The organism is Inquilinus sp. OTU3971 (genome assembly GCF_038440215.1).
Window position 1 is genome coordinate 1 of the sequence record NZ_JASATH010000024.1, and the last position, 23,669, is coordinate 23,669.

23 protein-coding genes and 1 pseudogene are annotated in these 23,669 nt (G+C 70.1%); 16 read left to right on the forward strand and 8 right to left on the reverse strand.

What is annotated here, in order from left to right:
• Positions 1–290 (reverse strand): annotated as a pseudogene (locus AAHM41_RS08560) (hypothetical protein); the annotation flags it as partial.
• Between the two features lie 133 nt (positions 291–423).
• On the opposite strand from AAHM41_RS08560, the gene pip reads away from it, so the two are divergent.
• The gene (pip, locus tag AAHM41_RS08565; protein ID WP_342236111.1) at positions 424–1,374 is read left to right on the forward strand and encodes a prolyl aminopeptidase; all 951 of its coding nucleotides are present in this window, start codon (positions 424–426) and stop codon (positions 1,372–1,374) included.
• On the opposite strand, the gene AAHM41_RS08570 is transcribed toward pip, so the two are convergent.
• The gene (locus tag AAHM41_RS08570) at positions 1,371–2,096 is read right to left on the reverse strand and encodes a HugZ family pyridoxamine 5'-phosphate oxidase (protein ID WP_342236112.1); all 726 of its coding nucleotides are present in this window, start codon (positions 2,094–2,096) and stop codon (positions 1,371–1,373) included. The genes pip and AAHM41_RS08570 overlap by 4 nt on opposite strands.
• Before the next feature lie 141 nt (positions 2,097–2,237).
• Here AAHM41_RS08570 and AAHM41_RS08575 point away from each other — a divergent pair, with 141 nt between their 5' ends.
• The 10 genes from AAHM41_RS08575 (at position 2,238) to AAHM41_RS08620 (ending at position 11,930) form a co-directional block, all read left to right on the forward strand.
• A complete protein-coding gene (locus AAHM41_RS08575; RefSeq protein ID WP_088151853.1) occupies positions 2,238–2,936 on the forward strand; it encodes a response regulator transcription factor in 699 nt (232 codons plus the stop codon).
• 59 nt (positions 2,937–2,995) lie between these two features.
• Positions 2,996–4,747 (forward strand): stimulus-sensing domain-containing protein, encoded by a 1,752-nt coding sequence (locus tag AAHM41_RS08580; protein ID WP_342236113.1) that lies wholly within the window; start codon positions 2,996–2,998, stop codon positions 4,745–4,747.
• A 41-nt stretch (positions 4,748–4,788) separates the two neighbouring features.
• A complete protein-coding gene (locus AAHM41_RS08585) occupies positions 4,789–6,216 on the forward strand; it encodes a pre-peptidase C-terminal domain-containing protein (RefSeq protein ID WP_342236114.1) in 1,428 nt (475 codons plus the stop codon).
• A 49-nt stretch (positions 6,217–6,265) separates the two neighbouring features.
• Positions 6,266–6,727, forward strand: coding sequence for an HPr kinase/phosphorylase (locus AAHM41_RS08590; protein ID WP_342236115.1), 462 nt, complete (start codon positions 6,266–6,268; stop codon positions 6,725–6,727).
• Positions 6,728–6,991: 264 nt separating this feature from the next.
• Positions 6,992–7,873: an RNase adapter RapZ gene (rapZ, locus tag AAHM41_RS08595; protein ID WP_342236116.1), complete on the forward strand. Its 882-nt coding sequence runs from the start codon at positions 6,992–6,994 to the stop codon at positions 7,871–7,873.
• Positions 7,874–7,916: 43 nt separating this feature from the next.
• On the forward strand, positions 7,917–8,327 hold the full coding sequence (locus AAHM41_RS08600; protein WP_026869137.1) for a PTS sugar transporter subunit IIA: 411 nt from the start codon (positions 7,917–7,919) through the stop codon (positions 8,325–8,327).
• Between the two features lie 26 nt (positions 8,328–8,353).
• Positions 8,354–8,626, forward strand: a complete 273-nt coding sequence (locus AAHM41_RS08605) for an HPr family phosphocarrier protein (protein WP_342236117.1) — start codon at positions 8,354–8,356, stop codon at positions 8,624–8,626.
• 4 nt (positions 8,627–8,630) lie between these two features.
• The gene (gene ptsP, locus AAHM41_RS08610) at positions 8,631–10,418 is read left to right on the forward strand and encodes a phosphoenolpyruvate--protein phosphotransferase (protein ID WP_342236118.1); all 1,788 of its coding nucleotides are present in this window, start codon (positions 8,631–8,633) and stop codon (positions 10,416–10,418) included.
• Positions 10,419–10,428: 10 nt separating this feature from the next.
• A complete protein-coding gene (locus AAHM41_RS08615; protein WP_342236119.1) occupies positions 10,429–11,412 on the forward strand; it encodes an NAD-dependent epimerase/dehydratase family protein in 984 nt (327 codons plus the stop codon).
• 92 nt (positions 11,413–11,504) lie between these two features.
• Positions 11,505–11,930, forward strand: coding sequence for a hypothetical protein (locus AAHM41_RS08620; protein WP_342236120.1), 426 nt, complete (start codon positions 11,505–11,507; stop codon positions 11,928–11,930).
• Between the two features lie 9 nt (positions 11,931–11,939).
• On the opposite strand, the gene AAHM41_RS08625 is transcribed toward AAHM41_RS08620, so the two are convergent.
• Together AAHM41_RS08625 and AAHM41_RS08630 are read right to left on the reverse strand one after the other, a co-directional pair.
• A complete protein-coding gene (locus AAHM41_RS08625) occupies positions 11,940–13,094 on the reverse strand; it encodes an MFS transporter (RefSeq protein ID WP_342236121.1) in 1,155 nt (384 codons plus the stop codon).
• An 11-nt stretch (positions 13,095–13,105) separates the two neighbouring features.
• Positions 13,106–13,873 carry a DeoR/GlpR family DNA-binding transcription regulator gene (locus AAHM41_RS08630; protein WP_342236122.1) on the reverse strand — a complete coding sequence of 256 codons (768 nt, stop codon included), beginning with the start codon at positions 13,871–13,873 and terminating at the stop codon, positions 13,106–13,108.
• 205 nt (positions 13,874–14,078) lie between these two features.
• Between AAHM41_RS08630 and ahcY the strand changes: the two genes are divergently transcribed.
• The 4 genes from ahcY (at position 14,079) to AAHM41_RS08650 (ending at position 19,030) form a co-directional block, all read left to right on the forward strand.
• On the forward strand, positions 14,079–15,383 hold the full coding sequence (gene ahcY, locus AAHM41_RS08635; protein WP_342236123.1) for an adenosylhomocysteinase: 1,305 nt from the start codon (positions 14,079–14,081) through the stop codon (positions 15,381–15,383).
• Between the two features lie 199 nt (positions 15,384–15,582).
• Positions 15,583–16,680, forward strand: a complete 1,098-nt coding sequence (locus tag AAHM41_RS08640; protein ID WP_342236124.1) for a calcium-binding protein — start codon at positions 15,583–15,585, stop codon at positions 16,678–16,680.
• 49 nt (positions 16,681–16,729) lie between these two features.
• The gene (locus AAHM41_RS08645) at positions 16,730–17,779 is read left to right on the forward strand and encodes a calcium-binding protein (RefSeq protein WP_342236125.1); all 1,050 of its coding nucleotides are present in this window, start codon (positions 16,730–16,732) and stop codon (positions 17,777–17,779) included.
• Between the two features lie 198 nt (positions 17,780–17,977).
• Complete coding sequence (locus AAHM41_RS08650; protein ID WP_342236126.1) at positions 17,978–19,030, forward strand: calcium-binding protein; 1,053 nt, start codon at positions 17,978–17,980, stop codon at positions 19,028–19,030.
• A gap of 11 nt (positions 19,031–19,041) precedes the next feature.
• Here the strand turns inward: AAHM41_RS08650 and AAHM41_RS08655 are convergent, their stop codons facing one another.
• From AAHM41_RS08655 to AAHM41_RS08665, 3 genes are all read right to left on the reverse strand, one after another.
• A complete protein-coding gene (locus AAHM41_RS08655) occupies positions 19,042–20,004 on the reverse strand; it encodes a hypothetical protein (RefSeq protein ID WP_342236127.1) in 963 nt (320 codons plus the stop codon).
• Positions 20,005–20,081: 77 nt separating this feature from the next.
• Entirely contained in the window at positions 20,082–21,218 is a 1,137-nt protein-coding gene (locus tag AAHM41_RS08660) for an aminotransferase class I/II-fold pyridoxal phosphate-dependent enzyme (protein ID WP_342236128.1), read from the reverse strand.
• Positions 21,219–21,228: 10 nt separating this feature from the next.
• A complete protein-coding gene (locus AAHM41_RS08665; protein WP_342236129.1) occupies positions 21,229–21,828 on the reverse strand; it encodes a helix-turn-helix transcriptional regulator in 600 nt (199 codons plus the stop codon).
• Positions 21,829–21,960: 132 nt separating this feature from the next.
• On the opposite strand from AAHM41_RS08665, the gene AAHM41_RS08670 reads away from it, so the two are divergent.
• Complete coding sequence (locus tag AAHM41_RS08670; RefSeq protein WP_342236130.1) at positions 21,961–22,566, forward strand: LysE family translocator; 606 nt, start codon at positions 21,961–21,963, stop codon at positions 22,564–22,566.
• On the opposite strand, the gene AAHM41_RS08675 is transcribed toward AAHM41_RS08670, so the two are convergent.
• On the reverse strand, positions 22,558–23,574 hold the full coding sequence (locus tag AAHM41_RS08675; RefSeq protein WP_342236131.1) for an NAD(P)/FAD-dependent oxidoreductase: 1,017 nt from the start codon (positions 23,572–23,574) through the stop codon (positions 22,558–22,560). The genes AAHM41_RS08670 and AAHM41_RS08675 overlap by 9 nt on opposite strands.
• Positions 23,575–23,669: the final 95 nt, after the last annotated feature.

The window sequence follows — 23,669 nt, forward strand, 5'->3', positions numbered from 1 at the left end:
TGCAGCTGGGCCGGCACCCGGCCGTAACGGTCGGGCGGCGCCAGCCGGGCCAGGCGGACCGAGCGGCCCTGCAGCAGCTCGGCCAGCGCCGCCCGGGCGAAATCGCGCCAGCGGCCGGCGGGGATGTCGAGCGCGCTCAGCCGCACCACCGTGCCGTCGGCCAGGGCGACGGTGCGGCCGTCGGGCACGGAATCGACCGCGACCGGCGGGCCGTGGTCGAGCCCGTCCGCCGGCTGGGCCCGGGCGCCGCCGGCGGCGCAGAGCAGGATCAGGAGAAGCAGAACGCGCATCGGTGCAGCATAGGACAAGCGCCCCGGTTCCTGCTGCGCTCTCGCACCGCAGAGCCTCGCTTCGATCGGCTTTTTGCAATGCGCCGCCGACCCCTTAGAGTGGGGAGCGAGACTCAGCCCGACAGCGAGACCCATGCCGCGCGACCTGATCTTCCCGACCATCGAGCCCTTCGCCACTGGCCTGCTGCCGGTCGACGACCTGCACAGCATCTACTGGGAGCAGTGCGGCAGGCCGGACGGCGTGCCGGTGGTGTTCCTGCATGGCGGTCCCGGCGCCGGCGCCTCGCCGACCCATCGCCGCTTCTTCGACCCCGGCTTCTACCGCATCATCATCTTCGACCAGCGCGGCGCCGGCCGGTCGCGCCCCCTGGGCGAGACCCGGCAGAACACCACCGAGCACCTGGTCGGCGACATGGAGCAGCTGCGCCGCATGCTGGGCATCGAGCGCTGGCACGTCTTCGGCGGCTCCTGGGGCTCGACCCTCGCCCTGGCCTACGCCCAGGCGCATCCGCAGCGCTGCCGGTCGCTGACCCTGCGCGGCATCTTCCTGATGCGGCCGGAGGAGATCGACTGGTTCTTCCATGGCATGGGCACCTTCTTCCCGGAAGCGCATCGCAGCTTCGTCGAGTTCCTGCCGCCGGCCGAGCGCGGCGACCTGACCCGTGCCTATCACCGCCGGCTGACCGACCCCGACCCTGCCGTGCACCTGCCCGCCGCCCGGGCCTGGAGCATCTATGAGGGCTCCTGCTCCACCCTGCTGCCGAACCCGGAGATCGTCGCCTCGGCCGGCGAGGACGCGCATGCGCTGGGCCTGGCCCGGATCGAGGCGCATTACTTCCTGAACAACCTGTTCACCCCGCCGGACCGGCTGCTGCGGCAGGTCGACCGGATCCGCCACATCCCGGCGGCGATCGTGCAGGGCCGCTACGACACGGTGTGCCCGATCACGACGGCGGACGAGCTGCACCGCGCCTGGCCGGAGGCGACTTATGTGGTGGTGCCGGATGCCGGCCATTCGGCGATGGAGCCCGGCATCCGCACCGCTTTGGTCGAGACCATGGAGCGGCTGAAAACCCTGGCCTAATCCGCCAGCCCGCCGCCGCGGGCGTGGCGGACCAGGCGCACCAGCTCCTTCCGCGCCGTCTCGGCATCGGTCACCGGCGCGGCAAAGGCCAGCCGGGCGACCGCGGGGCCGAGGCGCAGATCGGCGCCGTCGGCGTCGATCCCGGTCATCCGCCAGCCGCTGCCGCTGCGGCCGAGCAGCGCCTGGGCGTAGAGATCGATGGCATCGGCATGGTCGTCATTCATATGGCCGATGATGCCGGGCTCGGCCGCGGTCAGCGCCGGCGACGGGGCGACCAGCAGGTCGTCGGCATCGAAGCGGTGGATGGCGCCGAAGCCGGCGACCATGTGGCCGCGTTCGACCCGCACCCGCCACAAGCTGAAATCCGGAAAATCGGCATAGGTCGCGGCATCCGGATGCCGCGCCAGGTAGCGAGCGCGCAGCGCCGGGTCGTCCGCCGGCTCGGCCCGGCCGGAGACGGTCAGGCGCGGCCCGGTCAGCGGCTGGTCGAAGCCGGCCGTGCCGTCGAACAGCAGCGCCACGCGGGAGTCGCGTTCGAGGTTGCCGGTGTGCTCCGCCAGCCGCGAGATCAGCAGCAGCGGCTGCCCGGCCGGGTCGGTCGCGACCAGCACCAGCGAGGCGTAGGGGCCGCCATCGGCGTCCAGCGTTGCCAGGGCGGCGCGGTCCAGGCTGCGCAGCAGGATCCGGGCCTGTCCGGCCGGGGCGAGCTCTGATGGGGTCATCGCGCCGCTACCTCTCTGGTTTTCCTGGAGATTACCTCGTCCGAGTGACATTTCGGCCGCGAATACGCCATATTGGGCGTTCAGCGTCCCCGGCACTGTGACTGTGCCCGCCGGGGGCGGGTGGTGAGAGTGGAGGGGGCCATGGCCCAGACGATCGCGCTGGTCGATGACGATCGCAACATCCTGACGTCGGTCGCGATGTCACTGGAGTCGGAGGGCTATGAGGTGCGCACCTTCTCCGACGGCGACGAGGCGCTGCGCGGGCTGGCGCAGAAGCCGGTCGACCTGGCCGTGCTCGACATCAAGATGCCGCGCATGGACGGGATGGAGCTGCTGGGCCGGCTGCGCAAGACCACCAACATGCCGGTGATCTTCCTGACCTCGAAGGACGACGAGGTCGACGAGCTGCTCGGCCTGCGCATGGGCGCCGACGACTACATCAAGAAGCCGTTCTCCCAGCGCCTGCTGATCGAGCGCATCCGGGCCCTGCTGCGGCGCGAGCAGCTGGCGACGGACACCACCCCGGCCGATCCCGCTGCGGTGGTGACGCGCGGCGACCTGACGCTCGACGGCAACCGCCACGCCTGCCTGTGGCGCGGCGAGACCATCGACCTGACCGTCACCGAGTTCCTGCTGGTCAAGGCGCTGGCCATCCGCCCCGGCCACGTCAAGAGCCGCGACCAGCTGATGGACGCAGCCTATGGCGAGCACATCTACGTCGACGACCGCACCATCGACAGCCACATCAAGCGCATCCGCAAGAAGTTCAAGGCGATCGACACCGAGTTCGGCCACATCGAGACGCTGTACGGCGTCGGCTACCGCTACAAGGAGGCTTGAGCGTACCGGCGGCCGCCCCCTCCGCGGCCGCGGTCCGGAGCTGACCGCCGCATGATGCCATGACGGCCACGTTAAGAGCCTCCCGCGGCCCCGCGCCGCGCCTCGGCGAGCCGGCCGAGGCCAGCCCCGACGCGATCGGCGCCGTCCTCGAGGCCGCCGCGACGGAGCCGGCTGCCGAGCCGATCACCGCCACCCCGGTCGGCGGCCGCACCGTCGACGCGCCGGTCGCGCGCCTGCGCCGGCGCTTCTTCTCCAAGCTCACCGCCCGCGTCCTGGCCGTCAACATGATGGCGCTGATGATGCTGGTCGGCGGCATGCTGTACCTGTCGTCCTACCAGGAGCGGCTGATCGAGAACGAGCTGTCGTCGCTCGATGCCGAGGCCACGATCCTGGCCGCCAACCTGGCCGAGGCGGCGGTGGTCGGCGGCGTCGACACACAGCAGTCGCTGGACCCGGACAATGCCCGCCAGATCGTGCGCCGGGTGTACCAGACCAACGACACCCGGGCCCGGCTGTTCGGCGCCGACGGCAAGCTGGTGGCCGACAGCCGGATGCTGGGCCAGCCCGGCGGCATCATCGAGGTGCGGCCGCTGCTGGCGCCGCAATACAAGGGCTGGCTGCGCGGAATCTGGGACGCGATCTACGACTGGTCGACCGAGTTCGCCGGGCCGCGCAAGCGCTGGCCGACCTATGTCGAGCGCCAGGACCAGCAGGCCAACGACTATGCCAGCGTCCGCGCCGCGCTCAGCGGCGGCGTCGGCCGCCAGATCTGGACCCGCGAGGACGGCAAGCTGATGCTCGGCGTCGCCGTGCCGGTGCAGCGCGTGCGGCTGGTGCTGGGCGCCGTGCTGATGACCCGCGAGGGCGTCAACATCGAAGGCAACCTGCAGACTGTGCGCGAGGAGATCCTGAAGGTCTTCGCCATCGCGCTGGGCGTCACCATCATCCTGTCGCTGTACCTCGCCGGCACCATCACCCGGCCGATCCGCCGGCTGGCCCGGGCGGCGGAGCGGGTGCAGCAGGGCCGCGGCCGCAAGATCGAGATCCCGGACATGAGCGGCCGGCGCGACGAGATCGGCGAGCTGGCCTCGGCGCTCAGGGCCATGACCGCGGCGCTGTGGACCCGGATCGACGCGATCGAGCGCTTCGCCGCCGACGTGTCCCACGAGATCAAGAACCCGCTGACCTCGCTGCGCAGCGCGGTCGAGACCACCGCCCGGATCACCGACCCGGCGCAGCAGCGCCGGCTGATGGCCATCATCCTGGAGGACGTGCAGCGCCTGGACCGGCTGATCACCGACATCTCCGACGCCTCGCGCCTCGATGCCGAGCTGTCGCGGGCCGAGACCGGGACGGTCGATATCGGCCGCATGCTCGGCATGCTGACCGAGCTGTACAAGACCACGCTGGAGGACACCGGCCTCAAGATCAGCCTGAGCCTGCCGCCCGGCTCGGCCCTGACCGTGCCCGGCATCGAGGACCGGCTGGTGCAGGTGTTCCGCAACCTGATCACCAACGCGATCTCGTTCTCGCCGCCCGACGGCGCCATCACCCTGCGCGCCCGGCGCGAGGGCGCCTGGGTGATCGCCACGATCGAGGACGATGGGCCCGGCATCCCGTCCGGCAAGCTGGAGGCGATCTTCGACCGGTTCTACACCGAGCGCCCGGCCGGGGAAAAATTCGGCACCCATTCTGGCCTGGGGCTCAGCATCTCCAAGCAGATCATCACCGCCCATCGCGGCCAGATCTTCGCCGAGAACCGCGAGGGGCGCCCGGGCGCCCGCTTCACGGTGAAGATCCCCGCGAAGTGACGGCCGACATTCACGACATTCCGCATCGAAGGGGGACCCTCATGATATCGTGCCTGCGCGGGCTGCTGCTCGGCAGCGTCTTCATCCTGGCCGCGGCGCCGGCATTCGCCCAGGCGCCGGCGGCCCTTCCGGCACCTCCGGCGGTGCTGGAGGAGATGGACGCGCTGTCCTTCGTCACCTGGGCCAGCGCCTCGGTCCGCGACGCCCCGAACGGCACCGCCGAGCTGAAGGAGACGCTGCCCTTCGGGTCGCAGGTCATCGTCACCGGCCGGCTGGCCGTCGGCGGCTGGGTCCGGGTGCAGACCCCGAACACGCCGGTCGGCTACATGTGGGCGCAGACCCTGGCGCCGATGCGCATCGCCATGCCCGGCGCCGCCGCGGAGGGCACGCCCGGCGTGGCCCCGGCCGACGATTCCGCCGACGACACTGTCGGCACCGCGACGCCGCTCGGCACCGTGGGCTCCTCCCCGCTCGCCGCCGAGGGCCGGGTCTCGAACAGCGACCAGACCGACGTCTACGCCATCACCACCGACGGCTGGACCAACCTCTCGATCGACCTGACCGGCATGACCGGCGACGCCGATATCGAGCTGCGCGACGGCGACGGCGGCACCCTCGGCTCCTCGGCCGCCGGCGGCTCCGACGACGAGCACATCGCCGCGGTGGTCAAGGCCGGCACCTACTATCTCGTCATCACCAGCTATGGCGACGACACGCCGTACCGCCTCTCCGTCTCCGGCACGCCGGGCGAGGAGCCGCCGGCGGATTCGGCCGGGTCCAGCCAATCCGACGCCCGCGACCTCGGCGACGTCACCGGCACCAGCGCCGAGGCCAGCGACTGGGTCGGCCCGGCCGATGCCAGCGACTACTACGCCTTCAAGATCAGCGAGCGGCAGGCTGTCACCATCGGCCTGGCCGGGATGTCGGCCGATGCCGACATCAACCTGGAGGGCGCCGACGGCAGCAACCTGCTGAGCGGAACCAACACCGACACCGATGCCGAGGCGCTGACCGCGACGCTGGATGCCGGCACCTATTATCTGAGCGTCTATCCGGCCGGCAGCGAGGCTACCGAGTACCGGGTGACCGTGGCCGGCGCGCCCGCCGCCCCGCCGCCGCCGGACCATGCCGGCAACACCCCGGAGGAGGCCGGCACGATCGAGCGGGTCGGGCCGCAGGCCGTCACGGTCAAGGACTGGGTCGGCTTCACCGACCGCGACGACTATTGGCGCTTCACCCTGGTCAACCGCGCCGACGTCACCATCCGCCTGACCATGGACCAGGGCGACGCCGATATCGACCTGCTGCGCGCCTCGGACCAGGAGAGCCTGATCAGCGGCGCCGAATCCGGCACCGATCCGGAGGAGCTGCAGTTGCGGCTGGACCCCGGCACCTATCTGCTGCGGGTCTACTCCTACCAGGGCGATACACCCTACACGCTGGAGGCCAAGGCAGTGCCGGCGAAATAACGCGTCTTCTTGTCTGATGATTTGCCGTTGCGATTGACAGGGACCGGGGGTGCCGTCCACCTTCCCACCCGCGATGGCGACGATCCATGCGACCTGCGTCGCAGTCGACGGCCGCGGCGTGCTGCTGCGCGGGCCGTCGGGCAGCGGCAAATCCGACCTGGCCCTCCGGCTGATCGATGCCGGGGGGCGCTTGGTCGCCGACGACCGGGTGCAGCTCTCGCTCGAGGGCGGCGTCGTGGTGGCGCGCCCGCCCGCCGTCCTGGCCGGGCTGATCGAGGCCCGCGGCTTCGGGCCGATCCCGGTGCCGTTCGAGCCGGCCGCCCCGGTGCTGCTGGTCGCCGACCTGAAGCCGGCCGAGGCGATCGAAAGGCTGCCGGAGCCGGCGATCTGCGCCTATCTCGGCATCCGCCTGCCGCTGGTCTCGGTGGCGCCCTTCGAGGCCTCGGCGCCGGTCAAGCTGCGCCTGGCCCTGGCCGCGCTGGTCCTGCCCGCACACCGTCTCGCCCGATGACCACTAGCCTGCATTTCTCAGACCCCTTGTGCCCTGCGCCGGTTCAACATGCCGACAGGGCAGGAGGACGGCGCAGCGCGATGTGGTGCATCGCGCAAGCCGTTCGACGCACCATGTCGGCATGTTCAACCGGCCCGGAGGGTCGCCTTGCGGCGGCCGCCTGCGGGCGCGGGCCGCTCGACCGTATGGCCCGATACGCTCTTCGCGGCCCGCGCCCTCATTCGACTCACCGCAAGGCGACGCAGGGCGCAAGGGGTCTGAGAAATGCAGGCTGATCCCCAAGCGCCGGCGCGTCCCGGCGTCCGCCATCGTCTGGTGCTGGTGACCGGCCTGTCCGGCGCCGGCCATTCCACCACGCTCAAGACCCTCGAGGATCTCGGCCACGAGGCGATCGACAACCTGCCGATCGTGCTGCTCGGCCCGCTGGTCGACCATGCCGATCGGCCGATGGCGGTGACCATCGACACCCGCACCCGCGGTTTCTCGGTCGAGGCGCTGGAGGCCGAGATCGCGGCCCTGCGCGCCCGCGGCGACGTCGACGTCCGGCTGCTGTTCGTCGACGCCGACGACGAGGTGCTGCAGCGCCGCTTCACCGAGACCCGGCGGCGCCACCCGCTGGCGACCGACCGGCCGGTCGCGGACGGCATCCGGCGCGAGCGGCTGGAGCTGTATCCGCTGCGCCTCCTGGCCGACGTCGTGGTCGACACCTCGCTGACCAACCCGCAGGACCTGCGGCGCCTGATCGAGGGGCATTTCGGCCTCGACACCGCGCCCGGCCTGTACGTCACGGTGATGTCGTTCTCGTTCAAGCGCGGCCTGCCGCGCGAGGCCGACCTGGTGTTCGATGTCCGCTTCCTCGACAACCCGCACTGGGTGCCGGACCTGCGGCCGCAGACCGGGCAGGACCCGGCGGTGCAGGCGATGATCCGGCGCGACGCCCAGTTCGACCCGTTCATGACCTCGCTGTTCGGCCTGCTCGAACCGCTGCTGCCGCGCTACAACCGCGAGGGCAAGAGTTACCTCACCATCGCCGTCGGCTGCACCGGCGGCAAACATCGATCGGTGTTCGTGGCGGAAACGCTCGCGGCCTGGCTGGACGGCCAGGGCACTCGACGCGGGCTGGTCCATCGCGACATGCCGACGTAAGGGCTGACAGGAAGGCGTCCGGAACGACATGACCACCCACCCGATGATCGGCATGGTCCTCGTGACCCATGGTCGCCTCGCCGACGAGTTCGTCGCGGCGATGGAGCATGTGGTGGGCGCCCAGCCCCAGGTCGCCACGGTCTGCATCGGGCCCGAGGACGACATGGAGCAGCGCCGGGCCGAGATCATGGACAAGGTGTCCGCGGTCGATGGCGGCCGCGGCGTGGTGCTGCTGACCGACATGTTCGGCGGCACGCCGTCGAACCTGGCGATCTCGATCCTGGACCGCGCCAATGTCGAGGTGATCGCCGGCATCAACCTGCCGATGCTGATCAAGCTGGCCTCGGTGCGCAAGACCGACACCCTGACCGACGCCGTGACCGCCGCCCGCGAGGCCGGCCAGAAATACATCAGCGTGGCCTCGGCCCTGCTGAAGCCGGAAAAGCGCAAATGAGCGGGCCGGTGTCCCCGGACGCTGCCATGGACCGCCTGACGCGCACGGTCACGATCCGCAACCAGCGCGGCCTGCACGCCCGGGCGGCGGCCAAGTTCGTCAAGCTGGTGGCCGAGTTCGACGCCGAGATCTGGGTCGAGCGCAACGGCACCGAGGTCGGCGGCCAGTCGATCATGGGGCTGATGATGCTGGCGGCCGGGCCCGGCACGGACATCGCCATCGCCGCGGCCGGGCGGCAGGGGGCGGAAGCCCTGGCGGCGCTCGTCTCCCTGGTCGAGCGCGGCTTCGACGAGGACTGATCCTATGGCGACCCGGATCGCCGACCTCCCTGAATCGAAGCCCAGCCGGGAGATCGTGCTGAGCGGCCTCGCCGTCTCCGGCGGCGTCGCCATCGGCCCGGCCCATCTGATCGAGAGCGGCTTCGAGCAGGTGCCGGAGTACCGGCTGGAGGAGGCCGACTTGGCTGGCGAGCGCGAGCGCTTCGGCGAGGCGCTGGCCAAGTCGCGGCGCCAGATCAAGAAGCTGAAGGCCAAGGCCCAGGCGCTGCCGGAGCAGGCGGCCGAGGATATCGGCTACCTGCTGGACGCCCATGCTGCGATCCTGTCCGGCTCGCGCCTGTTGCGCGGGGTCGAGACCCGCATCACCGAGGAGCGGGTCAACGCCGAATATGCGGTGCAGTCGGAGATCGGGTCGATCGCCGCCCAGTTCGCGGCGATGGACGACAGCTACCTGGCCAGCCGCATCGACGACATCCGCGAGGTCGGGTCCCGGCTGATCCGCAACCTGACCAAGCGCCAGTTCCAGGCCTTGGCCGGCCTGCCCGAGGGCAGCATCATCCTGGCCGAGGAGATCACCCCCGCCGACACCGCGCTGATGGACCCGCGCCGGGTGATGGGCTTCGCCGCCGCCCTCGGCGGCGCCCAGGGCCACACCGCGGTGATGGCGCGGTCGCTCGGCCTGCCGGCGGTGCTGGGCGTGCCGGGCCTGCTGGCCGGGGTCCGCGCCGGCCAGACCGTGATCGTCGACGGCACCGCCGGACAGGTGATCATCGACCCGACGCCGGAGACCCTGTCCGCCTACCGCATCCGGCGCGACCTGGCGCGGGCCGACCGCAAGCAGCTCGAGGCCCTGATCGGCCTGCCGTCGCGCAGCCGCGACGGCGTCGACGTCACCCTGTCGGCCAATGTCGAGCTGGCGCGCGACGTGGAGGTGGCGACCGAGCTGAACGCCGCCGGGGTCGGCCTGCTGCGCACCGAGTTCATGTTCATGAACCGGGACGATCTGCCGGGCGAGGAGGAGCAGTATTCGATCCTGCGCGGCATGGTCGAGGGCATGGCCGGCAAGACGGTGACGATCCGCACCCTCGACCTCGGCGGCGACAAGATCGCGTCGGCCCTCGGCGGCCGCTTCGCCGAGACTGCCAACCCGTCGCTCGGCCTGCGCGCCATCCGGCTGTCGCTGAAGGAGCCGAAGCTGCTGGAGGCGCAGCTGGCGGCGATCCTGCGGGCCGGCGCGCATGGGCCGATCCGGGTGCTGCTGCCGATGATCACCACCATCGGCGAGGTCCGCGCGGTCAAGGCGGCGCTGGACCGGACGATGCGGCGGCTGAAGCGGCGCCGGGTGCCGGTACCGGCGGCGATGCCGCCGCTCGGGGTGATGATCGAGGTGCCGGGTGCGGCGCTGATCGCCGACGCCCTGGCGCGCGAGGTCGACTTCTTCGCCATCGGCACCAACGACCTGGTGATGTACACGCTGGCCGCCGACCGCGGCGATGAGGCCGTGTCCCATCTCTACGACCCGCTGCACACCTCGGTGCTGCGGCTGGTGCAGTTCACGGTCGAGGCGGCGCTGCGGGCCCGCATCCCGGTCAGCGCCTGCGGCGAGATCGCCGGCGACCCGCGCTTCACCGCGCTCCTGATCGGTCTCGGCATCCGCGACCTGTCGATGGCGCCGCTGCGGCTCTTGGAGGTCAAGCGCCGGATCCTGACGCTGGACAGCGTCGCCGCCGCCCGCCGCGCCCGGATGATGCTGGACCAGACCGATTCCGGCCGGATCGCCGCATTGCTCGACGATTTCAACGAGGGTGGGTAGAGAGCGGCCGATGAAGGTCCTGGTCACCGGCAGTTCCGGCCATCTCGGCGAGGCGCTGGTCCGCAGCCTGCGGGACCGGGGGCATGAGGCCATCGGCCTCGACGTGCTGCCGGGGCCGTTCACGGCCCGGGTCGGCTCGGTCGCCGATCGCGCCGTCGTGCGCCGGGCCATGGCCGGGGCGCAGGCGGTGCTGCACGCCGCCACGCTGCACAAGCCGCATGTCGCCACCCATGGCCGGCAGGACTTCGTCGACACCAACGTCACCGGCACGCTGAATCTGCTGGAGGAGGCGACGGCCGCCGGCATCGGCGCCTTCGTCTTCACCAGCACCACCAGCGTGTTCGGCGACGCGCTGGTGCCGCCCCCGGAGGCCCCGGCCGCCTGGGTGACCGAGGCGGTCGTGCCGGTGCCGAAGAACATCTACGGCGTCACCAAGGCCGCAGCCGAGGATCTGTGCCAGCTGTTCCACCGCAACCAGGGGCTGCCCTGCCTGGTCCTGCGCACTTCGCGCTTCTTCCCCGAGGCCGATGACGACGGCACAAAGCGCGCCGCCTATGCCGACGACAACCTGAAGGCCAACGAATATCTGTTCCGGCGGGTCGACATCGAGGACGTGGTCGACGCCCATCTGCTGGCGTTGGAGAAGGCGCCGGCGATCGGCTTTGGCCGCTACATCGTCAGCGCCACCACGCCGTTCCGGCCGGAGGACCTGGCGGAGTTGCGGCGCGATGCCCTGGCGGTGGTGCGGCGGCGGGTCCCCGGGCACGAGGCCGAATATGCTCGGCGCGGCTGGCGGATGCTGCCGAGCGTCGACCGGGTCTATGTCAACGACCGGGCCCGCGCCGAGCTGGGTTGGCAACCGCGCCACGACTTCCAGGCCGTGATCGAGCGGTTGCAGGCGGGCGGCGGGCTGTGGAGCCCGCTGGCCCGGCTGGTCGGGGCGAAGGGCTACCATGCAGAGACCTTCGCCGAAGGCCCCTACCCGGTGGGCTGATCGGCGAATCGCGAATTACACGCATTCTCTGTATTGCAATACATAATATTTTATACAAAACTGGGCGATGCCGACTCGTCGTGGGAAGTGGCATGCAAGGGATCGTTCATATCACGCCGGCGATCTGGCTCCGGAATGGGGAGCGGTCACTGGTCTGCCTGGGCGATGCCGACGATCTCGCCGACTGGCTGGGGCGAACATGCGCCCTGCTGATGCGGACCGCGACCGTCGGAGACCGCCAGATCCTGGAGCTCGAGGGCTTGCTGGCCCGGGTGGAGGCGGTGATCGACGCCGGCGACCCCTATCTGCCGGCTGAGCTTCGCCGGGACATCGTGGCCACCGTCGCCCGGCTGAACGGCGTGCTGGTGACCGCCGCCGTGCCGGACGACGGCGGATCCGCCCTGGTGTCGCGGACCGCTTCCCCGCCTGCGCCGGGCAGGACCAACGCGGCGCGGCAGCACGGCCATCCGCTGCTGCGGCTGCACAGCGTCACCGCCGCCGGACGGCGAGGGCCGTAGCCAGCCCGGCTAGACCCGCACCGCCCGGGCCGAAGCCGCCGTCGCGACCAGCAGCGCCGCCACGATTCCCAGCGCCGCCGGCAGGCCGAGATGGTCGGCGATGAAGCCGATCGCCGCCGGCCCGACCAGGATGCCGCAATAGCCGAGCGTGGCGATGGTCGAGATCGCCAGCCCGGGCGCCATGCCCGGCACCCGGCCGGCGGCGCTGAACAGCACCGGCACGACATTGGCGGCGCCCACCCCGACCAGGGCGAAGCCGATCAGCCCGGCCGCCGGCCAGGGCACCAGGATCGCCAGCAGGAAGCCGGCCGCCGCCAAAGCGGAGCCGAACCGGACCACGGTCTCGCCGCCGAAGCGGCTGGTGATGCCGTCGCCGGCCAGCCGCATCACCGCCATCGCCACCGCGAACATGGCATAGCCGAGCCCGGCCACGGCCGGGTCCTGGCCGCGGGCCTCATGCAGGAACACGGCGCTCCAGTCCAGCACCGCGCCTTCTGCCTGGAACAGCACGAAGGTCAGCAGGCCGAGCACCAGCACCAGGCCGCGCGGCAGGGTGAAGCGCATCCCGGCCTGGGCGGCGCCGCGCTCCGGCGGCAGCATCGACCCGGCCTGGGCGACCAGCAGCGCCAGCATCACGCCGCTGACCACCAGGGCCACGGTCAGGGGCGACAGGCCGAGGCCGAGCAGCAGGCTGGCGCCGCCGGCGCCGAGCAGCCCGCCGACGCTGAACATGCCGTGGAAGGAGGACATCAGCGGCCGGCCGCCGCGCGCCTCGACCGCCGCGGCCTGGACGTTCATGGCCACGTCCATCGACCCGGTGGCGGCGCCGAACAGGAACAAAGCGAGGCCGAGCATGAGGGCATCCGGCGCCAGGATGATCAGTGGCAGCGACAGGCAGATCACCAGCCCGCCGAGCGCCGTGATCAGCCGGCTGCTGAAACGGGCGGCCAGGAAGCCCGCCAGCGGCATCGCCACCATCGCCCCGGCGCCCATGCCGAGCAAGGCGAGGCCGAGCACGCCGTCGTCGATGCCGAGCCGGGCCTTGGCCAGCGGCACCTGCGGCGCCCAGCTGGCAGTGACGGTGCCGCAGATCAGGAACATGGCGCGGGTGGCGAGGCGCGCGCCGCGAAGATCGGCGATCTTGCCCTCGGCGAAACTGGTCATATCGGCTCCGGTCAGGCGAGGATCAGGGTGAGGCCGGCCTGGCGATAGGCGGCGAGGAGGGCGGCGTCGGCCGACCGTTCGGTGATCAGCGCGTTCAGCCGCCCGACCGGCAGGATCGGGAACGGGGCGGCGGTGCCCAGCTTGTCGGCGGTGACGGCGGCGGCGACCCGGCCGGCGCACGCGACCATGCGGCGCTTCACCAGCGCCTCCTCATGATCCATGCCGCCGAGCCCGGCCTCGACGTCGAGGCTGCACACCCCGAGCAGGCAGAGATCGGCGCGCAGGCCGTCGAGCGCGGCCAGCACCGAGGTGCCGACGGTGGCCTGGTCGGCCTTGTCGACCCGGCCGCCGAGCAGCACCACCTCGACCGCCGGGTGCCGGGTCAGGGCCAGCGCCGCCGGCAGGTTCGGGGTGACGATGGTACAGCGCAGGTCGGGCGGCAGGGCCTCGGCCACCGCCAGCATGGTGGTGCCGCCGTCGAGCAGCACCACCTCGCCCGGGCGGATCAGCCCGGCCGCCACCCGGCCGAGCGCGGCCTTGGCCTCCGGCCGCTCGGTCGCCCGGGTGGCGAAGCTGCCGGTGGCCGGGGTCAGCGGCAGCGCCCCGCCATGGACGCGGCGCACCGCCCCGGCACGGGCGAGGTCGTTGAGGTCGCGCCGGATCGTGTCCTCGGACACGCCGAGCACGGCGCTGGCCGCAGTGGCCAGGATCTTGCCGTCGAGGGCGAGCAGGTCGAGGAGGCGCTTGCGCCGTTCCTCCGGCAGCAGGATGTCGGTCATGGGCGTTGCCTGGTTTTGCCCGATCATGCACGATCAGGCAGAAACGCGCAACAGACGGCAGCGAACTTTCCTAGGCTCCGGTGTCTGCTCCCGCGGCCTCGACCCAGGGACCAAATCAAACATATAAAGATGTCTTTATGCTTGTGGCGGACGGGCCCGGCTGCTACACCCTGCGGCAATTCCGCTTTGCCTCGAGGAGCATCCGATGCCCGACGCCGCCACCTTCACCGACTACAAGGTCAAGGATCTCAGCCTCGCCGATTGGGGCCGCAAGGAGATCGCGATCGCCGAGACCGAGATGCCCGGCCTGATGGCGCTGCGGGCGGAGTTCGGCGCGTCGCAGCCGCTGAAGGGCGCCCGCATCGTCGGCTGCCTGCACATGACCATCCAGACCGCGGTGCTGATCGAGACGCTGACGGCGCTGGGCGCCACGGTGCGCTGGTCGTCCTGCAACATCTTCTCGACCCAGGACCAGGCCGCCGCGGCGGTCGCCGCCGCCGGCGTCCCGGTCTTCGCCTGGAAGGGCGAGACCGAGGAGGAGTTCTGGTGGTGCATCGAGCAGACCCTGCGCGGCCCGGGCGGCTGGACCCCGAACATGATCCTGGACGATGGCGGCGACGTCACCCAGATCATGCACGACAAGTATCCGGAGATGCTGGCCGAGGTTCGCGGCCTGTCCGAGGAGACGACCACGGGCGTGCACCGCCTGTATGAGATGATGAAGAAGGGCACCCTCAAGGTCCCCGCCATCAACGTCAACGACAGCGTCACCAAGTCGAAGTTCGACAACCTGTATGGCTGCCGCGAGAGCCTGGTCGACGGCATCAAGCGCGCCACCGACGTGATGATGGCCGGCAAGGTTGCGGTCGTCGCCGGCTACGGCGATGTCGGCAAGGGCTCGGCCGCCTCGCTGCGCAGCCAGGGCGCCCGGGTCATGGTCACCGAGATCGATCCGATCAACGCCCTGCAGGCGGCGATGGAAGGCTATCAGGTCGTGACAATGGACGAGGCGGCGCCGATCGGGGACATCTTCGTCACCGCGACCGGCAATGTCGACGTCATCACGCTCGACCACATGCGGGCGATGAAGGACCGCGCCATCGTCTGCAACATCGGCCACTTCGACAGCGAGATCCAGATCGACGGCCTCCGCAACTACAAGTGGGAGGAGGTCAAGCCGCAGGTCGACGAGGTGGTGTTCCCGGACGGCAAGCGCCTGATCGTCCTGGCCCAGGGCCGGCTGGTCAACCTGGGCTGCGGCACCGGCCACCCGAGCTTCGTGATGTCGGCCAGCTTCACCAACCAGGTGCTGGCGCAGATCGAGCTGTGGCAGAACCACGCCAACTACGAGCGCAAGGTCTACGTGCTGCCGAAGCACCTCGACGAGAAGGTCGCGGCGCTGCACCTGGACAAGATCGGCGCCAAGCTGACCCAGCTGACGCCAAAGCAGGCCGAGTATATCGGCGTGCCGACGCAGGGCCCGTACAAGCCGGACCACTACCGCTACTGATCACCCCTCCGGGGTTTCGATCGAGACCAGCCCCCGCCCTCCGGCGGGGGCTTTTTCGTTGTGCGTGGGGACACCGGCGGCTGGCCGCTTCCAGACGGTCCCAAAACTCAACATACTTGAGACAAATCCTGAAGCTTTCACATATATTGTCTTATCCGGATAAGTTTTGAAAATCTCATTCCCGATAATCGAGGTAATCATGGCTGCTTTCTCAGGAACTCCCTTCGACGACATCCTGCCGGGGAGCGGCGAGAGCAACGACGGCAACGACGTCATGGTCGGTCTGGAGGGGAACGATCGAATCGATGGAGGTTTGGGCAATGATGTCTGCGACGGCGGTCCAGGGGCCGATATCATCCAAGGCGAAGCCGGCAACGACTCCGTCGAGGGCGGATCCGAGGACGACATCATCTATGGCGGCGGTGGCGATGACGATCTGAGCGGTGGCGCCGGCGCCGACACCCTGATCGGCAATGGCGGCGACGACACCTATACCGTCGATGCCGCTGGCGACACGGTCACTGAGTCTTCGGCCTCGGAGGGCGCCGATACGGTCAGGTCCAGCGTGTCATACACCCTGCCGCAATTCGTCGAGCGGCTGATCCTGATCGGCAGTTGGAACACCAGCGCGACCGGCGGCGGCAATGCCGACACCCTGATCGGCAATGTCGGCGCCAACACACTGACCGGCAATGGCGGGGCCGATTTCCTGTCCGGCGGCAACGGCAACGACGTGCTGCGGGGAGGGGCCGGCGCGGATATCCTCGACGGCGGCAACGGCATCGATGCCGTCACCTACACCGAGACCAGCGGGGTGGGCGTGGTCGTGGATCTCGCCACCGGGTTCGGCTTCCTCGGCGCCCAGGGCGACAGCTACAGCAGCATCGAGAACGTCAACGGCGGCAACGGCGACGACACCATCATCGGCACCTCGGCGGACAATGTGCTGAACGGCTGGTTCGGCAAGGATCAGTTGACTGGCGGCGGCGGGGCCGACCGCTTCGTCTTCTCGGCTGCCGCGGCCACCGCCGCTGCCGACCGGATCACCGATTTCAGCCAAGCCCAGCACGACGTCATCGACTTGTTGCAGATCGATGCCAACGTCGAGGCTGCCGGGGATCAGGCCTTCATCCTGATCGGCAGCGGTCCCTTCACCGGCCAGGCCGGCGAACTGCGCTACGATTTCGGCGGCGGCGGCACCCTCATCGCCGGCGACGTCGACGGCAACGGCAGCTCCGACTTTTACATCCGGCTGGTCGGAACCATCGGCCTGACCGCCGCCGATTTCGCGCTCTAGCCCTGCGGCCCGCCAATACTGAACCCTCATTCCAGCCAGCGAGACAGTCATGACCATATTCACGGGCACCAGCGGCGACGACATCCTGCCGCCGATCGGCCAGAACAACAGCGGCGATGACACATTCTATGGCCTGGCCGGGGCTGACCAGATTTCTGCCGGCATCGGCAACGACATCGTCTATGGCGGCTCCGAGGCCGACGTCATCGACGGCGGCGGCGGCGATGATTTTCTCAGCGGCGGCACCGGCGACGATACCCTGATCGGCAATTTCGGCGACGACACCTACATCGTCGATTGGCACGGCGACACGGTCACGGAATATTCGGCCTCGGACGGCACCGACACGATCTATTCCGCCGTGTCCTACACGCTGCCGCAACATGTCGAGCGCCTGATCCTGACCGGCAGTTGGAACACCAGCGCCACCGGCGGCGAGGGCGCCGACATCCTGGTTGGCAATTCGGGCGCCAACACCCTGACCGGCAACGGCGGCGCCGACTTGCTGTCCGGCGGCGACGGCAACGACGTGCTGCGCGGAGGGGCCGGACCGGATGCCTATGACGGCGGCAACGGCATCGACGCCATCACCTACACCGAGAGCGGCATGGGCGTGTACGTGAATCTCACCACCGGGCTCGGCCTCTGGGGCGCGCTAGGCGAGACCTTCACCAGCATCGAGAACGTCAACGGCAGCAGCGGCAACGATCAACTCGACGGCGACTCGGGGGACAATGTGTTGAACGGCTGGGCCGGCAAGGACACGCTCACTGGCGGCGGCGGGGCCGACCGCTTCGTCTTCTCCTCCCTTGTCCACACCGTCGTCGGCGCCGCCGACTCGATCACCGATTTCGACCGCGCCCAAGGCGATCTCATTGATCTGTCGCAGATCGACGCCGACACGACGGTGGCGGGGAATCAGGCCTTCACCTTCATCGGCACGGGCCTCTACACCGGCCAGGCCGGCGAACTGCGCTATGCTCATGTCTACCCTGGCAATCACACCATTGCCGGCGACGTCAACGGCGACGGCATCTCCGATTTCCACATCTCCATGTGGTTTATCTCCGGTCTCGTGGCGGGTGATTTCGTCCTGTAGCTGCCGGCGGCCCGTCGGTCGTCGGATGCCGCCAGAGACCAGCCCCCCGCCCTCCGGCGGGGGCTTTTTCGTTGTGCACGGCAGGCGGCCGGAATCCTCAGTTTTAACATATTTAAAACAAACCCCGGCCCTTCCGCCGGATATACTTTCAGGCTCTTGCCAAATATTGAAACGTTATTCCTAACCAGCGAGACAACCATGACCATATTCACAGGCACCAGCGGCGACGACAGTCTGCCGCCGCCTATGGGCGACAACAGCGGCAACGACACCTATTTCGGCCTGGCCGGGGCCGACTACATCTCTGCCGGCGCTGGCGACGATATCGTCTATGGCGGCTCCGAGGTCGACTACATCGATGGCGGCGGCGGCGACGACTATCTCGACGGCGGCACCGGCGCCGATTCCCTGATCGGCAATTTCGGCGACGACACCTATATCGTCGACAACGCCGGCGACACGGTCACCGAATACTCGGCCATGGACGGCACCGACACGATCTATTCCAGCGTCTCCTACACCCTGCCGCAATATGTCGAGCGGCTGATCCTGACCGGCGGCTTCAACCTGAGCGGGACCGGCGGTAGTGGCGCCGACACCCTGATCGGCAATTCCGGCGCCAACACCCTGACCGGCAATGGCGGGGCCGATTTCCTGTCCGGCGGCGACGGCAACGACGTGCTGCGCGGAGGGGCCGGCATGGACGTCCTCGACGGCGGCAACGGCGTCGACGCGGTCACCTACACCGAGAACGAGGTGGCCGTGACCGTGAACCTGGCCACCGGCGTCGGCAGCGGCGGCAACGCCCAGGGCGACAGCTATGTCAGCATCGAGAACGTCAACGGCAGCACCGTCGGCGACATCATCATCGGCAATGCGGTCGCCAATGTGCTGAACGGCTGGGCCGGCAAGGATACCCTGACCGGCGGCGGCGGGGCCGACACTTTCGCCTTCTCCCAGGCCAGCCACAGTGTCGTCGGCGCCAATGCCGATCGGATCACCGATTTCAGCCATGCCCAGGGCGACCGCATCGACCTGTCGGCGATCGACGCCGACACGACGCTGGCGGGCAACCAGGCCTTCACCTTCATCGGCACCGCGCTCTACAACGGCGACGCGGGAGAGTTGCGCTATTCCGTCGCCGGAGGCGTCACCACCGTCGCCGGCGACGTCAACGGCGACGGCATCTCCGACTTCCACATCCAGCTGACCGGCGCCATCGCCCTGGTGGCCGCCGACTTCGTGCTTTAGCCGGGCGATCGTCAGTCGGTCGTCGGGATGCCGTCGAAGTCGCTCTCGACCGACAGGTCGTTCTGGTCGGCGCAGGTGAAGCGGGCCGAGCCGGCGAGCGGGTCCAGCCCCGTCAGGGTCAGGGTGCCGCTCGCCGACTGGTCGCAGCCGTCGATCGAGCCGTCGCCAGCCTCCAGGCTGAAGGAGACGCCGTAATCGGTCGCCGATTTGTCGGCCGCCACTGCCTGGGAGAACGGCTTCAGGTCGTGCGCGCCGAGGGTGGTGTCCTTCGGCAGCGCCACCACAACGGCGCCGACCGGCATCATCTGCTTGGTGCCGTGGACGTCGCGCTCCTGCTCCAGATACAGCAGCAGCAGACGGCTGCCGGCGGCCTGGCGCTTGGCCGAGCCGGTGCCGGTGATGGTGGCGTTGACCGGCGCGCCGACCTCGGTGCTGACCCGGCCCGGGCCGGCGGAGGCAGCCGCCGGCTCGGGCGGCACCACCTGGTTCGGATCGACCGGCACCGCGTCGAAGGTCAGCGACAGCGTCGCCTCCGACGAATCGCGGCAGGTGAAGTTCAGCGTGCCGGCGAAGGGCGAGACGGCGGAGATCTCCACCATCCCCTGCGGCACCAGCCGGCAGTCGCGCACCCGCGACCCGTCGGCGCCGATGGCGAGGTAGAGCGCGCCGGCCGCCTTGCCGTCCTTGTCGTGCCGGGCCGAATCGTAGCTGCCGACCGGGAGGTCGCCCGGCGCGACATCGGCCGGCAGCAGCAACTGGATCTGGCGGGCGCGGATCACCCCCTCGCCGGTCGCGGTCATGCCGAGGATGAAACGGCCGCGGTCGTCCTTCACCACGGCCGCGAAGCCTTCGATGGTCTCGGTCTCGCCGCCGGTGCCGGCGACCGTGCCGCGGAAGGTGCCGAGGGTCTGGTCGGCCGCCGCCGCGGGCACGGCCGGCAGCAGCAGAAGGGCGAAGGCGAGACGGCGCAGCATGATCACTTCCCGGTGGTCCGGCCGCACCCTACACGCTGCGGCAGTGCTGCGCCTCCCCGCCATCGCGTCGCAGGCCGTCAGGCGGAGAGATGCGCCTCCAGCGCCGCCAGGGCCTCCGGCATGTCAGCACGGCCGAAGCCGATGCGGAACCGGTCCCCCGGCACCGGGCCGAGGGCGGAGCGGTAGACCCGAGCCGGCAGCAGCAGCACGCCCGAGCGTTCGACCAGGTCGTCGGCGAAGGCGTCCACCCCCTCAGCCCCGAGATAGCGCGGGAAGGCGATGCAGCCGGCGGCGGGCACCTGCCATTCGAACCGGTTGGCGTGGCGGGCGAAGAAGGCGTCGAGCAGCGGCAGGTTGGCGGCAACCAGGGCCCGGCTGCGGGCCACCAGATGCTCGCGGGCGCCGATCGCGATCTCGCCCAGCGCCTCGCTCGGGGCCGGGGCGCAGAGGGTGGTGTAGTCCTTCTGCCGCACGATCCGGCGCAACAGCTCGCGGTCGCGGCAGGCGACCCAGCCGAGGCGAAGCCCCGGCAGGCCATAGGTCTTGGACAGCACCCCGACCGACAGGGCGCGCTCATACAGCTCGACCGCCGGCGGCAGGCGTTCATCCTCGCGCCGCTCCAGCCCGCGATAGACCTCGTCCGACAGGATCCAGATCCCGCGCGACCGGGCGAGCTCGATGATCGCGTCGAACACCGGCTGCGGCGGCAGGTAGCCGGTCGGGTTGTGCGGCACGTTCAGGATGATGGCTTTGGTGTTCGGCCGCAGCGCCGCCGCGATCCGCTCCGGGTCGAGCGACCAGCCGCAATCCGACTCCGGAGCGGGGTCGAGCGGCACGCCGGTGACGGCGCAGATGCCGGCGGCCACGGCCTCGAGCGACTGGTAGTTCGGGATCAGCGTCACCGCATGGTCGTCCGGGCCCAGCAGCGCCCGCACCGACTGGAAGATCGCCTCCCCCGCCCCGACCGTGACCGCGACGTCGTCGGCCTCGAGCCCGGCATACATGCCGGCGATGGCGGCCCGCAGCGTCGGCGCCCCGGCGGTCTCGGTGTAGCCGAGCCACAGCCGGTCCCAGGCCTCGCGCTGCTGCGGCGTGCCGAGGGCCAGGAGATCGGTCAGCGTCAGCGACTGCATGTCGGAGGCGCAGAGATTGTGGCGGGCGGTGAACTCCCAGCGCGCGAAATAGGCTTCGAGCGCGAATTCGGGCAGCGACATCGGGATCTCCTCAGGCGGTCCGGGCCGCAGCCCGGTCGGCATACAGGGTGGCGCGGGAGATGCCGAGCTGGGCCGCGACATAGGCGGCGGCGTGGCGCATCTCCAACAGGCCTTCGGCGTCGATCGCGGCGACCAGCGCGATGCGCCCGCCACGGTCGAGCCGGTCGGCGGACAGGCCCGCGGCGGCGAGTCGTTCGCGCAGGATCAGGTTGATCGCCTCGCGCCAGTCGCGCCGGAACAGCGGCTCCGGCCGCGGCGCCGGCGGCGGGAACAGCCCGGCCAGCAGCCGGGCGGCGGCATCGACCCGGCCGAGGCCGAGATTGACGCAGAGCAGCCCGGCGGGGCGGCCGTCGTCGCCCGGCAGCACGGCGCTGACCGAGCGGATGCGGTCGCCGGACGACCCGGCCTTCTCATAGGGGCCGAGCACGCTGCGGCCGGGCGCCAGGTCGCCCTCCTCCAGGTCCAGCAGCGACGGGTCGCCGGCCTGGCGGCGCGACAGCGGGTTGACGATCCGCAAGATCCGGTCGGTGGCGAGGTCGTGCAGCACCACCTCGGCCTCAGGGCCGAGCAAGGCGGCGATCGCTTCGGCGACCGCGTCGTATCGCGACATCCATTCCATACGAATTGTCTAGATCAGACAGTTCGTATGAGTCTAGCACGGAGATTGATCCCGCTCCATCGCCGAATTGTTCGGGACAATGTTCCGATTGTATCGACCTCGTGGCCACGCCACTGTGCGGCCATGACGCCCGAGCTGCTCTCCTCCTTCGTCCTGTTCGCCTTCGTCACCTCGATCACGCCGGGGCCGAACAACATCATGCTGACCGCCTCCGGCCTCAGCTTCGGTTTTCGTCGCACGGTGCCGCACATGGTCGGCATCGCCGCCGGCTTCACGGTGATGGTGGCCGCGGTCGGGCTGGGGCTGGGCGCCGCCTTTGCCGCCTGGCCGCTGCTGTACGAGCTGCTGAAATACGGCGGCGCCGCCTATCTGCTGTATCTCGCCTGGAAGATCGCGCGGTCCGGGCCGATCTCGGCCGGCGGCGAGGCCGGGCGCCCGATGACCTTCCTGGAGGCCGCGGCATTCCAGTGGATCAACCCCAAGGCCTGGGTGATGGCGGTGGGCGCCATCGCCACCTACACGCCGCAGGCGGGGTTCCTGGGCAACCTGGCGATCGTCACCGTGGTCTTCGGTCTGGTTAACCTGCCCAGCGTCGGCTGCTGGGCCCTGTTCGGCACGGCGCTGCGTCGGGTGCTGCACGCCCCGGCCGCCGTCCGCGCCTTCAACCTCGGCATGGCCCTGCTGCTGGTCGCCTCGCTGTACCCGATCGCGGCGGAGCTGTTAGGCTGACGGCACGCCCGAGGTGGTCGAGTATTCGAAATGCAGCACCTCGCCCGGATGGGCGAGCGGATGGATCGCATGGGCGGCCGAGGCTGCCTCGGCGAAGCCGGTCAGGATCAGCTTCAGCTTGTGCGGGTAGGTGGCGATGTCGCCGACGGCGAAGATGCCGGGCGCGCTGGTCGCCGCCGTCGCCTGGTCGATGGCGATATGGTGCTTGTCCAGCGCCAGGCCCCAATCGGCGATCGGCCCGAGATTCATCGACAGGCCGAAGAACGGCAGCAGCACATCGGCCTCCAGCCGCCGCACCTCGCCGTCCAGCGTCGCCACCGTGACGGCGGAGAGCTGGCCGCCCGCCCCCTCCAGCCCGTGCAGCTGGTAGGGCGTCACCAGCTCGATCTTTCCCGCCTCGGCCAAAGCGTGCAGCTTGGCGACGCTGTCGGGGGCACCGCGGAACTTGTCGCGCCGGTGCACCACCAAGACCTTGGCGGCGATGTCGGCCAAGAGGATCGACCAGTCCAGCGCGCTGTCGCCGCCGCCGGCCACCACCACCCGCTTGCCGCGCAGCGCCTCCTTCCGCGTCACCATGTAGAAGACCGACCGGTTCTCATAGGCCTCGATCCCGGCCAGCGGCGGCCGGTTCGGGCCGAAGGCGCCGACCCCGGCGGCGACGATCACCGCCGCGGCGTCGATCTGCGTGCCGGCGCTGGTGCCGACCAGCCAGCGGCCGTCCGGCTGGCGCGCCAGGGTCTCGACCCGCTGGCCGAGATGGTAGACCGGGGCGAAGGGTGCGGCCTGCGCCACCAGCCGGTCGATCAGCTCCGCCGCCTCGATCCGCGGCTGGCCCGGGATGTCGTAGATCGGCTTTTCCGGGTAGAGGGCGGCGCATTGCCCGCCCTGGACGTCGAGCACGTCGACGACATGGCATTTCATCTTCAGCATGCCGCATTCGAACACCGCGAACAGCCCGACCGGGCCGGCCCCGATGATGGCGACGTCGGTGCGGTGTGGGGTCGGCATAGCTGTCCTCCGGTGATCGAGACCCTCATGGGATAGCCGGTTCCGCGCCGCGGTGCACGGGGGTGACGCAGCGGACAGGCTGTGCGAACAATCGG